Raw genomic sequence first — 13,843 nt, forward strand, 5'->3', positions numbered from 1 at the left:
TGCGGCATTTCGGTGACCAGGGCCTTGGCCAGTCCGAGGAGGCGGCCGCCTTTGGCGGGGGATTCGCGCCGGGCCAGGGCGATCTGCGCGCCGGTGCCGGTGCCGGGCCGTTCCGGCGGTACCCCGGCGTTGGCCTGGGCCCGGCGCTGGGAGAGGTCGAAGGCCACCGCGATCCGGGCCTGGCGGGCCGCGGCGGCGGATTTCAGGTCTTCCAGCTCCCGGATCTCATCAATCATCCCGGCGCAGCCGGTGGCCAGCGGAACGGCCGCCAGCAGTGCGGTGACGGCCCCGAAAGACCCGCCGCGGAGCCGGCCCGCAGCGACGTCCGTGCCGCTGTTTCCCGTCGGAACCACTTCGGGCCCCTGGTTGCTGTCCATGAATCAAGTGTCCTTCGAGGGTCTGACACTTATTAGGACGGCCGGAGCGTTAGGAAAGAATCACGCGGATTTCCCGCGTTCGTGCGACTCCCGGCTCCTGTCCGCTCGAAGCCGATGACCTCGATGGCGGCAAGCGGCCAGGCCGTCTCCCAAACCGGCCAGTCCGCCAAGGTTGGGGATTATCCCTGCGTGCGCTTGTAAGCACCCGTCCCGCCAAAGTGGAACCGACCCCGGGGCCGGGGGTAGCGTCGACCTATGACACCTGGACGTCCTGTACCCCCGCCCCTTGCGAAGCCGCTGCCGAACATCGATACTCCCGACACTACGGCCGCTCCTACGGCCGCTCCCACGACGAGCACCACGGCCGCTCCCGCGACCGCTGGCCCCACCCTGGCCGCTGCGTATGGGGCCACGGCGCCGGACAGCGGACTGGTTCCCCTGACGGTGTCCCGCCGGGAGCCGAAGGCGGACGACGTCGAAATTGCCATCGAATTCTGCGGACTCTGCCACTCTGACGTGCATGCTACCCGTGGCGAATGGGGCGGCAATACGTACCCCTTGATCCCGGGTCATGAGATCGTCGGCCGGGTCACCCGGATCGGTTCCGCCGTCGATGACTTCACCGTGGGTGAGCGCGTGGGCGTGGGCTGCATGGTTGATTCCTGCCGCGAATGCGACAGCTGCCTGGAGGGCCTCGAGCAGTATTGCGAAAAGGGCCTGGTGGGAACCTACGGAGCCAAGGACGGCCGCAACGACGACGACATCACCCAAGGCGGGTACTCCACATCCATCGTGGTGGACCGCAACTACGTCCTGCGGATCCCGGAAGGTCTGGACCCCGCCGCCGCGGCGCCCCTGCTGTGCGCCGGCATCACCACGTTTTCGCCTTTGAAGCACTTCGAGGTTGAGGACGGCGACGTCGTCGGCGTCGTCGGTCTCGGCGGGCTCGGCCACATGGCCGTCAAGATCGCCAAGGCCATGGGGGCTGAGGTCAAGGTCTTCACGACGTCGGAGAAGAAGTTCGACGCGGCCCGCGAGCTGGGCGCCGACGACGTCATCCTTTCCACGGACCCGGCCGCAATGGAGGCCGCGAACCGCAGCATCGACGTCATCATCGACACTGTCGCCGCGCCCCACGATCTCAACCCGTACTTCCGCACATTGCGCCTGGACGGCGCGCTGTTCCAGCTGGGCCTGCCCTCGGAAGCGATGCCGCCGGTCAATCCCGGCGCCCTGATCCGGCGCCGGATCGCCTACGCGGGGTCGCTGATCGGAGGCATCGCCGAGACCCAGGAGATGCTGGACTTCTGCGCCGAACACGGCGTGGTCTCCGACATTGAGGTGGTTGGGGCGGATCAGCTCAACGCAGCCTATGACCGCATGGTGGCCGGCGATGTGAAGTACCGTTTTGTCCTGGACGTCAGCACCCTGGGGTCCCCGGCGGAAAAGGCGGATGCATGAGCACTCTCTTCACCAAAATCATCAACGGCGAGATCCCGGGCCGCTTCGTCTGGCGCGAGGACGACGTCGTGGCGTTCCTGACCATGGGCCCGCTGGCCGACGGCCACGCCCTCGTGGTGCCAGTCGAGGAAGTGGACCGTTGGACTGACGCCTCGCCCCAGGTCGTCGGCAAGGTCATGGAGGTCGCGCGCAAGATCGGCGCCGTCCAGGTGGACGTGTTCGGGGCGGCGCGGGCCGGCCTGATCGTGGCCGGCTACGAAATCAACCACATGCACGTCCACGTGTGGCCCTCCAACTCAATGGCGGACTTTGATTTCGGCTCGGCGGACCATCACCCCGATCCGGCCAGGCTGGACGCCAACGCCGAAAAGCTCCGCGCGGGCCTCCGCACGGCCGGCCACGCCGAGCACGTCCCGGACGCCTAAGCCGGGCACCTAAGTCGGGTACCCGCGCCGGGCACCCGCGCCGGGTACCCGCGCCGGGCGGCTGTGCCGGCGTGGCCCCGGCAAGGGGCCTACGCCGGCGCCAGCACTTTGTTCAGCGCCGCCCGGATGCGCTTTTCGGACACAGAGTAGGCGGTTCCGAGTTCGACGGCGAAGAAGCTCACCCTGAGCTCTTCGATCATCCAGCGCACATGGGTGAGCTCCGCGCCGGCCCGTCGTCCGGGCAGAAGGGCGGAGACGGCGTCGTCGTAGTCGTCCTCAAGGGCCTGGACGGCGGCCATGTGCTGGGCATCCCGCTGGACGTTGCCCGGCAGCTTCTCGAGGCGTTTTTCGATCGCTGTCAGGTAGCGCGGCAGCTGGCTGAGCTGGGCGTAGCCCGTCCGTGCCACAAAGCCCGGGTAAACGAGCTGCTCCAGCTGGCTCTTGACGTCGTTGAGCGCACTGATAAGGGCCAGGCTTGTGGTGCCCTTGAGCTGCTTTTCGATCCGCCGCGTGCTGGCCAGGATGCGTTCGACGACGGCGGTGACCGTGAAGACGGTGTCGATCAGCTCCGCCCGGACGGTCTCATAGAGCGCCTTGAACGCGACCTCATCCCAGGGCAGGTCCGCCGGAGTGAGTTTGTCGATGGCGGCCAGCGCACAGTCGGCGATCAGCGCGGTCACGGAGCCGTGCGGGTTCTGGCTGAACGTCAGCTTCTCAGTGTTGTTCAGGTGCTCCAGGACGTAACGGTCCGGCGGGGGCACCTTTAGGGCCAGAAGCCGGATGACGCCGGCACGCATGGCCTCCTGCTGTTCGGACGCAGACTGAAACAGCCGGAGCGCCACGGAATTTCCTTCATCCACCAGGGCCGGATAGCCGGTGACGGTGTGCCCCCCAACGCTGCCTTGGACCTGGCGCTCAACTTTTCCGAAGGTCCAGTCCTTGAGTCCGGTCAGTTCGGCGAATCCACCGGCAGCCGCTGACGTGCCGGCCGCCAGTGCGGCCGAGGGCGCACCCGACGTCGCCCCCGACGGCGGCGATCCCGCCGAAGTCCGCGACGCGCCCTTTCCATTCGGTGAGGCTTTCCCCCTGGCCGGGGGCGCCGTCGTGCCCGGGGTGGCGCCGAGCGATTCCGCGATGGCGCGGCGGGTGGCCGGGGCCAAACGCTCCTGCAGCGCCGCGAGATCCTTGCCCTCATCGAGCACCTTGCCGCGGGAATCGACCACCCGGAAGCTGACCCGCAGGTGCGCCGGTATAGCGTCCCAGTTCCAGGACCCCGGCGGGATGACCTGCCCGCGGATCCGCCGCAGCACGAGTTCGAGTGACGGCTCAAGTTCATCGGTGGCGGGATCGAAGTCCGCTTCCAGTGCCGCGACTGCATGGCGCGCCACATCCGGTGCGGGAACGAAGTTCTTGCGGATCTGCTTGGGCAGCGACTTAATAAGCGCCGTTACAAGCTCCACCCGCTGCCCGGGAATCAGCCAGCGGAAAGCGGCATCGTCGAGCTGGTTCAGGAACAGCACGGGCACCTCGGCGGTTACGCCGTCGGAAGGATTGGGCGGCGAGCCGGGCGCGACAGGGTGGAATTCGTAGCTCAGCGGCAGCTCGAAGCCCTTGTGTAGCAAGGTCTTGGGGTAGGCCGAATCGTCCAGGGCAGCGGCGTCTTCGCTGATGAGCAGGGACTGGTCGAAGTCGAGCAGCGCGGGATCCTGCTGCCGTGCGTCCTTCCACCACTTGTCGAAGTGCCGCTCCGAGACGACGTCCTTGCCGATCCGGGCGTCGTAGAACTCAAACAGCGTCTGGTCGTCCACCAGGATGTCACGGCGCCGCATCCGTGCCTCCAGTTCCTCGACCTCCTGGAGCAGCGCCCGGTTACGGTGGAAGAACTTGTGGTGGGTCTGCCAGTCGCCTTCAACCAGGGCATGGCGGATGAAGAGGTCCCGGCAGAGCTGGGGATCCACCTTGCCGTAGTTGACGCGCCGGCTCGGGATGATGGGCACGCCATAGAGCGTGACCTTTTCGTGGGCCATCACCGCGCCCATCTTCTTGGACCAGTGGGGTTCGCTGTAGCTGCGCTTGACCAGGTCAGGTGCCACCTGTTCGGCCCAGAGCGGATCGAACTTCGCCGCGACTCGGGCCCAGAGCCGGCTCGTTTCCACGAGTTCGGCTGCCATCACGAACGTAGGGGACTTCTTGAACAGCGCCGAGCCCGGGAAGATCGCGAAGCGGCTGCCGCGGGCACCGGCGTACTCGCGCTTGCGCTCGTCGAGGATGCCGATATGGCTCAGCAGGCCGGAGAGCAGGCTGATGTGGATCCCGTCGTGGTGGCCCACGGGATCGGCCAGACGTTTGTTGTCCAGGCTGATGCCCAGCGGCCGGGCAAGCTGGCGGAGCTGGGCGAAGAGGTCCTGCCATTCACGGACCCGAAGGTAGTTGATGAACTCGTTGCGGCAGAGCCGGCGGAACGCAGTGGAGGACAGTTCCTGCTGTTTCTCCTGCAGGTAGTTCCACAGATTGAGGTAACCCGTGAAGTCCGAGTTCTCGTCCCGGAACCTGGCGTGCTTTTCAGCGGCAAGCTGCTGTTTATCGGTCGGGCGCTCTCGCGGGTCCTGGATGGTCAGCGCCGCCGCCAGGATCATGACTTCCCGGACGCAGCCGCGGCGGCCGGCCTCCACGATCATGCGGCCGAGCCGAGGGTCCACCGGCAATTGGGCCAGCTGCTGCCCGACGGCGGTGAGCCCGCTTCCGGGTCGGCCGGAATCACGGCGCTGCCCGCCGCGCCGGTCGCCGTCGTCGTCCGCTTGCTCCGGCGCCCGCGCGGCGCTAAGCGCGCCAAGTTCGCGCAGGAGGCTGACGCCGTCGTTAATCGCCCGGGAATCCGGCGGTTCCACGAACGGGAAGTTCTCCACATCCTTGGGCCCGCGCGCCACGCCCATGGCAGTCATCTGCAGGATGACGGCGGCGAGGTTGGTGCGCAGGATTTCGGGGTCGGTGAACAGCGGCCGGGACTCGAAGTCCTCTTTCGAATACAGCCGGATGGCGATGCCGTCCGACACGCGGCCGCAGCGGCCCGAGCGCTGATTGGCGGAGGCCTGCGAAACCCGCTCAATCGGCAGGCGCTGGACCTTGGTTCGATGCGAGTAGCGGGAAATGCGTGCCGTGCCGGTGTCGATGACGTATTTGATGCCCGGTACGGTCAGGGAGGTTTCGGCCACGTTCGTCGCCAGCACGATCCGCCGCTTGCTGCCAGGGTGGAAGACCTTGTGCTGCTCCTGGAGGCTCAGCCGGGCGAAAAGCGGAAGAACCTCGGTGCCGGCCAGCCGCCGGTTGGACTGGATGCGGGCGTTGAGGGCCTCCGCGGCGTCGCGGATTTCGCGCTCGCCGGAGAAGAAGATGAGGATGTCGCCGTGGGCCTCCAATGCGAGCTCGTCGACGGCGTCGCACACCGCATCGAGCGGGTCGCGGTCCTCCTCGAGTTCGTCGTCCGAGGCCGCGCCTTCTCCGTCTGCGTCTTCGGCGCCGCCGCCGGCCGGCTGGGAGAGCGGGCGGTAGCGGATTTCCACCGGATATGTCCGGCCGGAGACCTCAATGATGGGGGAGGGCTCTTCCTCGCTGCCGAAATGCTGGGCGAAGCGCTCGGGATCGATGGTGGCCGAGGTGATGACGATCTTCAGGTCCGGGCGCTGCGGCAGGATCCGCTTGAGATAGCCGAGGATGAAGTCGATGTTGAGGCTGCGCTCGTGCGCCTCGTCGATGATGATGGCGTTGTACTTGCGCAGCAGCTTGTCGCGCTGAATTTCCGCCAGCAGGATGCCGTCGGTCATGAGTTTGACCTTGGTGGAGCGGCTGACCTCACCGGTGAAGCGGACCTGGAAGCCGACTTCCTGGCCGATCTCGACGCCGAGTTCCTCCGCGATGCGCTCAGCAACGGTGCGGGCAGCCAGCCGGCGCGGCTGGGTGTGGCCGATCAGCCCGTTCTCGCCCAGGCCTAGTTCCAGGCACATCTTCGGGATCTGGGTGGTCTTACCCGAGCCGGTCTCGCCGGCGATGATGGTCACCTGGTTGGCCGCGATGGCGGCCATCAGATCTTCGCGGCGCTCGGAAACCGGCAGCTCGGCGGGGTAGGAAATATGCAATGTCATGGCTGGAGACAGTCTACTGGGGCGGGCTGTTTCCTGGGGTGTCGCCGGCTCGAATGCCGGCACCGGCGCTTGGCGGGGGCCCGGCTGGATGGCCGGGCCCGGGTGGATTTGCGGGGGTGTTGGTGTGCGGGTGAGCCGTGCGTGTGCGGGTAGGGGTTAGAAATTCCGCAGCGTGTAGTTGACGCTGGGCAGGTCCCGGGCCATCCAATAGTCTTCCGAGCGGACGGGCGGGTTGTGGCCAAGGCCGTCCCTGCGCAAGGCGGAGATGGTGGCCGTGATGATGGCGAGAATCAAGATGATGACGGCGATTCCGAGGAGTTCCATACCTCCATGGTTCTCCTGTGCGCCGACGAAAAAAAGTGGCAGAAATGCCCAAAAAGCTATAATTTCTGCCACACTGGAATCATGATCAAATCAGTGGCGATGATCGTGGTTCCCAACTTCTCGATTTTTGAGTTTGCGACCGCTTTTGAGGTCTTTGGCATCGACCGCTCGGACCGCGGAAACGGCGTGCCCGCCTTCGATTTCCGGGTCTGCGCGCCGGAGCCGGGGGATGTCCCGCTCAAATCCGGGCTGTCCATGCACGTCGGCTTGGGGCTGGACGCGGCGGCGGACGCAGACCTGGTGGTGATGGCGCCTTACGGCCACGACGAGGACGTCCCCCAATCCGTCCTGGACACGCTGCGGGCCGCCCACGCCCGCGGTGCCTGGGTAATGTCCATTTGTTCCGGGGCCTTTGCCCTGGCCCGGGCGGGCCTGCTTGACGGCCGCCGGTGCACCACGCACTGGCACTACTCGCAGGAGCTCGCCAGCCAGTACCCTGCTGTCCTGGTGGATGAAAACGTGCTCTACGTCGAAGACGACCGGATCATCACGAGCGCCGGGACCGCCGCGGGGATCGATGCCTGCCTGCACCTGATCCGGGTTGAATTTGGCGCCAAGGTAGCTGCCGCGATCGCCCGGGACATGGTGGTTCCGCCGCACCGCGACGGCGGCCAGGCGCAGTACATCGACCGGCCCATTCCGCAGTGCGGCTCCGAGCCCATGGAGCAGCTGCTGCAATGGATGGTCCGTCACCTGGACGAGGAGCACCCGGTCAACGAACTGGCGGCCCGGGTCCATATGTCGCCGCGGACATTCGCCCGGCGGTTCCGCGCGGAAACGGGGGCCACCCCGGCGGCATGGCTCAATGGCCAGCGGGTGCTGCGCGCCCAGGAATTGCTGGAGACCACGGAGCTCAACATTGACGAGATCGCGCGGGAGTCCGGCTTCGGACATTCCGTCCTGTTGCGGCACCACTTTACGAAGGCACTGGACACCAGCCCGCAGTCCTACCGCCGCACCTTCCGGGGGCACCTGGCCACGGCATAGGGCAAACCCCGGGGACAACTGCTCCCCCCCGGGGACGGGCTAGGCAGGGTCCGGCGGTGCTGACTCTTCGGCCGCAGCCCGGGCGCATTCCACAAGGTCGCGCCACGGGCCCGTCAATTCACGCTCCGGCAGGACCGCACGGCGTCGATCGGCCCGGATGCTGTACATGAACCGGTCCGGCTGGCCGGCGGCTCCGCCGATTCCCGTGATGGCATCCCACGGACACGCCTCAATCAGCGGTTGCCACCGGTCGGTGTCCTCCGGCGGCTCCGGCTGGACGGTCCACGTCCTTTTCATTCCGGCCACGCCGCCGCTGCGCTGGACGATTATTTTCATGAGCCTGCGATTTTCATGAGCCAGCGATCCTCACGGCCTTGGTTGCTGCGTTGGATTGCTGCGTCGGATTACAGCTTTACCTTCACAGTGTCCCACGCAGACCGGACGGCGTCATGGGCCGGGGATTCGGCGCCGAAAAGTTCCTTGGCGGATGCCGCAGTGGCCTTCGCGAAGGCAGTAAATGTTGTGTTCGGCGCCAGCCCGCCGCCGGTCAAGGTCTCGTACCAGATCTGCCCGGGGGCGTCCCAGGCATTTCCGCCGAGAGCCGTGGCCACCAGGCAGAACGCACGGTTGGGGATGCCGGAGTTGATGTGCACGCCGCCATAGTCCGTCCGTGTCCGAACATAGGAATCCATCGTGTCCGGCTGGGGATCCTTGCCGAGCACGTCGTCGTCGTAGGCTGTGCCTGGGGCCTTCATGGACCGCAGGGCGGCGCCCTGGACCTGATCCGTAAACAGCCCCTCGCCGATCAGCCAGCTCGCCTCCGCGGTGGACTGCTGCTTTGCGTACTGCTCCACGAGGGCCCCGAAGACGTCGGACAGGGATTCGTTGAGGGCTCCGGCCTGGTTGCGGTAGTTGAGGCCGGCGGAAAACTGCGTGACGCCGTGGGCGAGTTCGTGGCCGATCACGCTCAGCGACTTGGTGAACCTGCCGAAGACCTCGCCGTCGCCGTCGCCGAACACCATCTGCCGGCCGTCCCAGAACGCGTTGTCATAGCGTTTGCCGTAGTGGACCGTGGCTTCGAGGGGGAGTCCCCGTCCGTCGATGGAGTCGCGGCCAAAGGCGTCCGCGTAGAGCCGGTGCGTGGAGCCCAGCCCGTCGTACGCTTCATCCGTGGCGGCGTCCCCGGTGGGCGGCTTGCCCTCCTTGCGGACCGGGCTGCCCGGGAGCTCTTCCAGGGACATGGCGTCATAGATGGTGCGCTCGGGCGGGCCCGGTTTGGCGCCGACCATGGCCGGGATCGCCAGCGGGGACGGCTCGGCGCGGGTCGCCTGGAAGCTGCTGACGTGCAGCAGCGCATTGCGTGCGGCCTCGGCCGCGCCGGAGAGCCGCGGCTCCTGCTGGGCGGCGATGCGGCGGAGTAGGTAGGGCGGAACGATGGAACAGTGCACACTTGGAACGAACATGTGAGACCCCCTCATGCTTCGGGGCGTGCAGGGTAGCGCGCCACCGATGAGAACAGCCTACGAGCGGGCACCGACAATCGGCAGGGGACGGGGCCGTTGTTCGTTGGCAATGTGCATGTGTCACGAGTTTCCGCTTAGTCATTGACGGCAGCAGGCCAGCTTCCTAGCATGATGCGCACGGTCTCACGAGAGTGCCCACGCCTGAACCGGAGCCGAGAAATGGGAAGCTCGAAGGACCGGAAGCCAGCGAAGGCTTCATCGCGAAAGAAAACCAGTGGCGCCCCGCCCAAGGACACCAGGACACCGTGGTGGCAAAAACCTTTCCTGTGGGTGGGAGGCGTCGTTCTCATAGCACTGGGCGCGGCTCTCAACGCTCCGCTGCAGTTTACGTTCGGCCGAATAATTGAGAACTTCGCTCCCGACATTGGAGACCCGGTCTCGGCTGTTGTCTCGCTGGAGCATTCTGCCTTGCATGGTGTATCGCTGCCGCGCGCCGGGGCCCTCTCGGATCAGGATCTGGAGAGCCTTCGCAGTATGGGCTCAGAGCAGCAGGTCTCGTGGCTGATGGAAAAACGCGACGGAATACCACTGAGTTATCCCCAGCTCAGGCTGGAACTGAAAAGCAATCGGCCACATCCCGTTCGGGTGACAGACATACAGCCTGTGAGCACTTGCGAGGAGCCCAGCAGAGGAAGTCTCGTGAAAACTGTCCTTGGGGGAGTAGGCAATGCGAGCAATTCGATTGTTTTCCGCCTGTACGCGGACAGGCCGGGTAGCGGTGCCGAAGTCGTGGGGCCGGGCAAGGAACAGCAGCCGTTCTTTCCCAATCGAACGATCACTCTTGCCGGGGAAGAACGGGAGTATCTGGTGCTGAATCTGGAGGCCAGCGCCACAAAACTGTGCCGCCTGGAGGTCGAACTCAAAGTTGTGGACGGCGACAAGGAGGTCCGCCAGACCATTTCGCCTGGCAGGAAGGTGGCCCTGCTTCCTTTTACAGAGGTAGAGGATTTCGAAGACGTTTACTCATCCGTGTACCTGGCAGGAACGATCTGCAACCGGCCTGTACTGGCGCCGAAGAATTACCGGTCAAACGTCGGGGCAGCGTGCGGGCCGGGCAACCTTGGGTCAGAGCTGACCCAAGGTAGATGAGGAGCTTTGCCGGTCCTTTGGGGCATCCAGAAAACAAGAAAGAACCCCTAGAATCCAGCGGATTCTAGGGGTTCGTGTCTGTGCCCTCGATAGGATTCGAACCTACGACCTTCTGCTCCGGAGGCAGACGCTCTATCCCCTGAGCTACGAGGGCATCCAGGGATCCTGCCGTAACCGGCGGGACGTCCTAGAGCTTAGCAGGAAGGTGGCCCCCAACGGAAAATCGGTCCGCCTCCGCCACCTTTTCGAGCATGAATTAGGCGCGTTGAGTGCGTGTCTTAGTCTGTTGACAAGCCACCCAGCTCGCCGGTCGGCTCAGTAGCCGGTGAAGGAGTCCTCGTGCACCCGGCGGGCGCCGGCGCGCCGTGCCGCAGTCCCCAGTGAGCGCACACTGGCGGGCGAGCCGGAAATATAGATCTCCCGACCAGCGACATCGGGGACCAGCTTCTTGAGGGCCGCAGCGTCAATCCTCTCGGCCCCGGCGTCCTGCATGAAGGCCGGCGGCGGTGCCGAGCCGTCGCCAAGCCGGGCCAGGATGCGGGCCCCGGAGCGCTGCAGTTCCTCCGCATAGGCGAGTTCCGCGGCGTTCTTTGCCAGATAAAGCAGGACGACGTCCCTGTTCCCGGCAGGGCCGCCCTGGCCGGCAGCGGAGGCGCCGGCACGGCCGGCACCCGAGGCGGCAGCCGTGGCATCCGCCAGATGGGCCAGGTAAGGGGTGATGCCGATTCCGGCGGCGATGAGCAGCACAGGCGTCGAGGGGTTCCGGGGCAGCACGAAGTCGCCGCCCACCGTGGTGGCGCTGAGCCTGTCACCGGGGACCAAGCCGAGCAGCGAGCGTTTGGCTGATGACACCGGCTCCGCCGTCCCCACACCGATCGTCAGAAGGGGTGCGCCGGGCGCGCTGGTCAGGCTGAACACCCGCCGGATTCCCTTTCCATCACCCTTGCCGGCCTGCCTGCCGCCGGCCTGCCTGTCGCCGGCCTGATCCGGCGGAAGGTGCAGCTCCAGATACTGTCCGGCCGTGAAGCGTACCGGGCGCTCGGGGCGGAAGCTGAATTCCGTCGTCGTCGGCGTTAGCGGCCTCCTGCCGACGAACCGCAGCCGGACTGCGCCGCGCTGCCCGGCGGCGAAGGCGAGCACGTTGCCCACCAGCAGGGCCAGCTCGGGGGAGCTGAATACAAACCCGAGGTCGTAGGGGACGGCGAAAAGCACCCCGACGACGGCGGCCTCCGCCAGCTGCTGCCAGCGCCGTGGCGGCAGGGTGAGCGGCTCAGTCAGCATGAACCCGACGAAGAACAGCACCGGACGCTGCGCGAGCGGCTGCCACAGGGCCTCAGGCAGCGCCATCCCGGACTGGAGAAGGTCGGCGGTCACGACGGACACCGCGACCACTGTGAAGACGGCAGCCATCGTCAGCTTCCGGACCCGGTAGAGCACCAGCAGCGCACCCGGCAACACCAGCAAGAGCATGGCCGGTGTCGCCGCCCACCAGGTGGCAATGTTCAGTCCGGTCAGCCCGGCCAGGAAGGCTCCGGCCGCGGCCGGGTTAAAGATGTGGCGGCCGCGCCAGGCCAGCGCGTATTTCGAGGCCGAGGCCAGCACACAGGCCAAGGCGACGCCGGCGAGTTCGGCCACTTGAATCCCCTGCGTCAGCTGGCTGGGCCAGAAGAGGAAGTACAGCAGGAGGCCTGTGATGAGTGAGGACTCCAGGTGCGGCCGCACGTGGAAGAGCGCGGCGATTGCCCGGTTGGAGCCGTACGTCAGGCCAAGGCACAGGACCAGGTGGGCGATCATTTCCGGCAGCCCGAAGGTGAGCCAGCCCAGCACATTCAGCAGGAGGCTGTAGGCGGCAAGGGCGGCCAGGACCCACAGCACCAGGCGGTACATGGTGAGCCGGCCCAGGGCTGTGTCCAGCCTGGAACCGAGTGAAGTCGTGGTGATGGCAGTCATGAAAACAGCGCCCCCTCAAAGCCGGTGGAAAACTCTGCGTGCCCGTCTGAATATGCGGTGAGCCAGTCGAAGTCGAACTCTTTTTCCAACCGCGGGCCGTCGACGAAGAACAGCGCGGTGGCAAGCGCGTCGGCCACCATCGCGGTTTCGGCCATAACCCAGCTGGCAACGACCGTGCGGACCGGAGCTCCGGTGGTGCCGTCCAGCACGTGGTGGAAGCCGTCAGCCCAGGCCCGCCGGTTGGCGGCCGAAGCACACAGGGCACCGGCGCCGAACCGGATCGTCCCGATGGCCTGCGTGGGATCGTACGGGTGCTCGAGCGCCACCTCCACCGGCTCCGGCCCGGGATTCAGCAGGTCCCCGCTGGCATCGATGAAGTGCTCCGCGTAGCCGCCGTCCCGGAGCTGGGCGGAGAGCAGATCGGCCAGCTGGCCCTTGCCGGCGGCGCCGACGTCGATCACTACGGGGACGGTGTTGGTCAGCACGGCGCCCTGCCAGTCCAGCACATCCTCCCAGCGCGGTGCGGGAAGCGGCCGGCCGGACGGGCGCAGCGTGTACCGGGCGTCGTAGCCAAGCTGCTCCAGGCTGCTGCCGATCAGCGGGGTCATAGCCCCCTCGGTGAGCCGGTACAGCGTGCCATAGAGGTCTCCCAGCGCCGCGGCCTCCGCGGGCAGCTCCAAGCGGCCCGGCGACCGGGCTGCGTCCGCTACGAGCGAGTCGGCCCGGAAACGGGACCACGCGGCGTCGTACCGTTCCACCGTGGCGAGCAGTCCGCGGCGGTGCTCACCGGACAGGCGGGACGGCGTGGAAATCTCCCAGCTGGTCCCGATCCCGTCAAAGCTGAAGTGCGCCCAGCCCGGGTGCGGCACGATTCCTCTGTCCCTGCGCCTTATTGGGCCTGGGACTTGATCTTCGCCACGGCCTGGTTAAAGCCGCCGCTGGTCAGCGAGGATCCGGCGACTTTGGACACCTGGAGCTCGTCAAGCTTCTTACCCACAACCTGGGCCTGGATGCCGCCGGCGAACTCGCCTTGGAACTTGCGGGTGTTCGGGTTTGACGGGTGCGTCGTGATCTTCACATCGGATACCGTTCCGCCGGCCAGTGTCAGTTCCACGCCAACGGTCTCGATGCCGTTGGGGGATTTGTAGTTGCCGTCGGCGCTGTAGGTGCCGTCCTTGTAGGAACCGGTGCCAGCGGACCCGGACGCAGGCGGCGCGGCCTCGGCGGCCGGGGGTTGCACAGCCGGGGCGCAGCCGGCCGCGGTGCCGGCAACGGACAGGCCGGCAAGGCCGACCAGGACGCTCTTACGGATGGCGGTATTCATGCGGAGCTCGATTCGTTGCGGGGACCGGACAGCGAAAGTGTGCAGGCACTTACAGCGGTGATGACGTTGGTTTCAGGGTAGCGGTTCACCTTGGAGCAAGGTGTCCAGCGCTTCTTGAGTTTGTTGCCTCTGGCCCCGTCCGTCATGCCTGGCGCGGGATTCCGCCGCACCACTGGCCCACCGG

Annotated in this window: 11 protein-coding genes, 1 tRNA gene and 1 pseudogene; 4 read left to right on the forward strand and 9 right to left on the reverse strand. The window is 66.5% G+C overall.

The annotated features are described in order from the left end of the window. A pseudogene (locus tag BM372_RS18740) lies at positions 1 to 377 on the reverse strand (HNH endonuclease); the annotation flags it as partial. 255 nt (positions 378 to 632) lie between these two features. Here BM372_RS18740 and BM372_RS18745 point away from each other — a divergent pair. Next, positions 633 to 1,838 (forward strand): NAD(P)-dependent alcohol dehydrogenase, encoded by a 1,206-nt coding sequence (locus tag BM372_RS18745; protein WP_090956965.1) that lies wholly within the window; start codon positions 633 to 635, stop codon positions 1,836 to 1,838. After that, positions 1,835 to 2,263, forward strand: coding sequence for an HIT family protein (locus tag BM372_RS18750; protein ID WP_090956966.1), 429 nt, complete (start codon positions 1,835 to 1,837; stop codon positions 2,261 to 2,263). The genes BM372_RS18745 and BM372_RS18750 overlap by 4 nt, the downstream gene beginning before the upstream one ends. Before the next feature lie 89 nt (positions 2,264 to 2,352). Here BM372_RS18750 and hrpA read toward each other — a convergent pair whose 3' ends face one another. Together hrpA and BM372_RS20795 are read right to left on the reverse strand one after the other, a co-directional pair. After that, positions 2,353 to 6,402, reverse strand: coding sequence for an ATP-dependent RNA helicase HrpA (gene hrpA, locus BM372_RS18755; protein WP_090956967.1), 4,050 nt, complete (start codon positions 6,400 to 6,402; stop codon positions 2,353 to 2,355). 156 nt (positions 6,403 to 6,558) lie between these two features. Beyond that, positions 6,559 to 6,726: a hypothetical protein gene (locus tag BM372_RS20795; RefSeq protein WP_177236077.1), complete on the reverse strand. Its 168-nt coding sequence runs from the start codon at positions 6,724 to 6,726 to the stop codon at positions 6,559 to 6,561. Positions 6,727 to 6,807: 81 nt separating this feature from the next. Between BM372_RS20795 and BM372_RS18760 the strand changes: the two genes are divergently transcribed. After that, positions 6,808 to 7,773 carry a GlxA family transcriptional regulator gene (locus tag BM372_RS18760; protein ID WP_090956968.1) on the forward strand — a complete coding sequence of 322 codons (966 nt, stop codon included), beginning with the start codon at positions 6,808 to 6,810 and terminating at the stop codon, positions 7,771 to 7,773. Positions 7,774 to 7,812: 39 nt separating this feature from the next. Here the strand turns inward: BM372_RS18760 and BM372_RS18765 are convergent, their stop codons facing one another. After that, positions 7,813 to 8,109 (reverse strand): protealysin inhibitor emfourin, encoded by a 297-nt coding sequence (locus BM372_RS18765; RefSeq protein WP_090956969.1) that lies wholly within the window; start codon positions 8,107 to 8,109, stop codon positions 7,813 to 7,815. Between the two features lie 68 nt (positions 8,110 to 8,177). Next, complete coding sequence (locus tag BM372_RS18770; protein WP_090956970.1) at positions 8,178 to 9,236, reverse strand: M4 family metallopeptidase; 1,059 nt, start codon at positions 9,234 to 9,236, stop codon at positions 8,178 to 8,180. Between the two features lie 219 nt (positions 9,237 to 9,455). Here BM372_RS18770 and BM372_RS18775 point away from each other — a divergent pair, with 219 nt between their 5' ends. Further along, a complete protein-coding gene (locus tag BM372_RS18775; protein ID WP_143111515.1) occupies positions 9,456 to 10,385 on the forward strand; it encodes a hypothetical protein in 930 nt (309 codons plus the stop codon). A gap of 81 nt (positions 10,386 to 10,466) precedes the next feature. Here BM372_RS18775 and BM372_RS18780 read toward each other — a convergent pair. The 4 genes from BM372_RS18780 to BM372_RS18795 form a co-directional block, all read right to left on the reverse strand. Next, positions 10,467 to 10,539 (reverse strand) — tRNA-Arg (locus tag BM372_RS18780). A 161-nt stretch (positions 10,540 to 10,700) separates the two neighbouring features. Next, entirely contained in the window at positions 10,701 to 12,335 is a 1,635-nt protein-coding gene (locus BM372_RS18785; RefSeq protein WP_090956972.1) for a ferredoxin--NADP reductase, read from the reverse strand. After that, complete coding sequence (locus tag BM372_RS18790; protein ID WP_090956973.1) at positions 12,332 to 13,204, reverse strand: FAD:protein FMN transferase; 873 nt, start codon at positions 13,202 to 13,204, stop codon at positions 12,332 to 12,334. The genes BM372_RS18785 and BM372_RS18790 overlap by 4 nt, the downstream gene beginning before the upstream one ends. A 20-nt stretch (positions 13,205 to 13,224) precedes the next feature. After that, complete coding sequence (locus tag BM372_RS18795; RefSeq protein WP_090956974.1) at positions 13,225 to 13,659, reverse strand: FMN-binding protein; 435 nt, start codon at positions 13,657 to 13,659, stop codon at positions 13,225 to 13,227. Positions 13,660 to 13,843 lie beyond the last annotated feature (184 nt).

This window comes from Arthrobacter sp. ov118 (assembly GCF_900116495.1).
Taxonomy (GTDB): domain Bacteria; phylum Actinomycetota; class Actinomycetes; order Actinomycetales; family Micrococcaceae; genus Arthrobacter.

Bases quoted from the DNA above. Each gene is read 5' to 3' on its own strand.
- hrpA (WP_090956967.1), bottom strand. From the start codon at position 6,402: ATGACATTGCATATTTCCTACCCCGCCGAGCTGCCGGTTTCCGAGCGC.
- BM372_RS18795 (WP_090956974.1), bottom strand. From the start codon at position 13,659: ATGAATACCGCCATCCGTAAGAGCGTCCTGGTCGGCCTTGCCGGCCTG.
- BM372_RS18760 (WP_090956968.1), top strand. From the start codon at position 6,808: ATGATCAAATCAGTGGCGATGATCGTGGTTCCCAACTTCTCGATTTTT.
- BM372_RS18785 (WP_090956972.1), bottom strand. From the start codon at position 12,335: ATGACTGCCATCACCACGACTTCACTCGGTTCCAGGCTGGACACAGCC.
- BM372_RS18775 (WP_143111515.1), top strand. From the start codon at position 9,456: ATGGGAAGCTCGAAGGACCGGAAGCCAGCGAAGGCTTCATCGCGAAAG.
- BM372_RS20795 (WP_177236077.1), bottom strand. From the start codon at position 6,726: ATGGAACTCCTCGGAATCGCCGTCATCATCTTGATTCTCGCCATCATC.
- BM372_RS18745 (WP_090956965.1), top strand. From the start codon at position 633: ATGACACCTGGACGTCCTGTACCCCCGCCCCTTGCGAAGCCGCTGCCG.
- BM372_RS18765 (WP_090956969.1), bottom strand. From the start codon at position 8,109: ATGAAAATAATCGTCCAGCGCAGCGGCGGCGTGGCCGGAATGAAAAGG.
- BM372_RS18750 (WP_090956966.1), top strand. From the start codon at position 1,835: ATGAGCACTCTCTTCACCAAAATCATCAACGGCGAGATCCCGGGCCGC.
- BM372_RS18770 (WP_090956970.1), bottom strand. From the start codon at position 9,236: ATGTTCGTTCCAAGTGTGCACTGTTCCATCGTTCCGCCCTACCTACTC.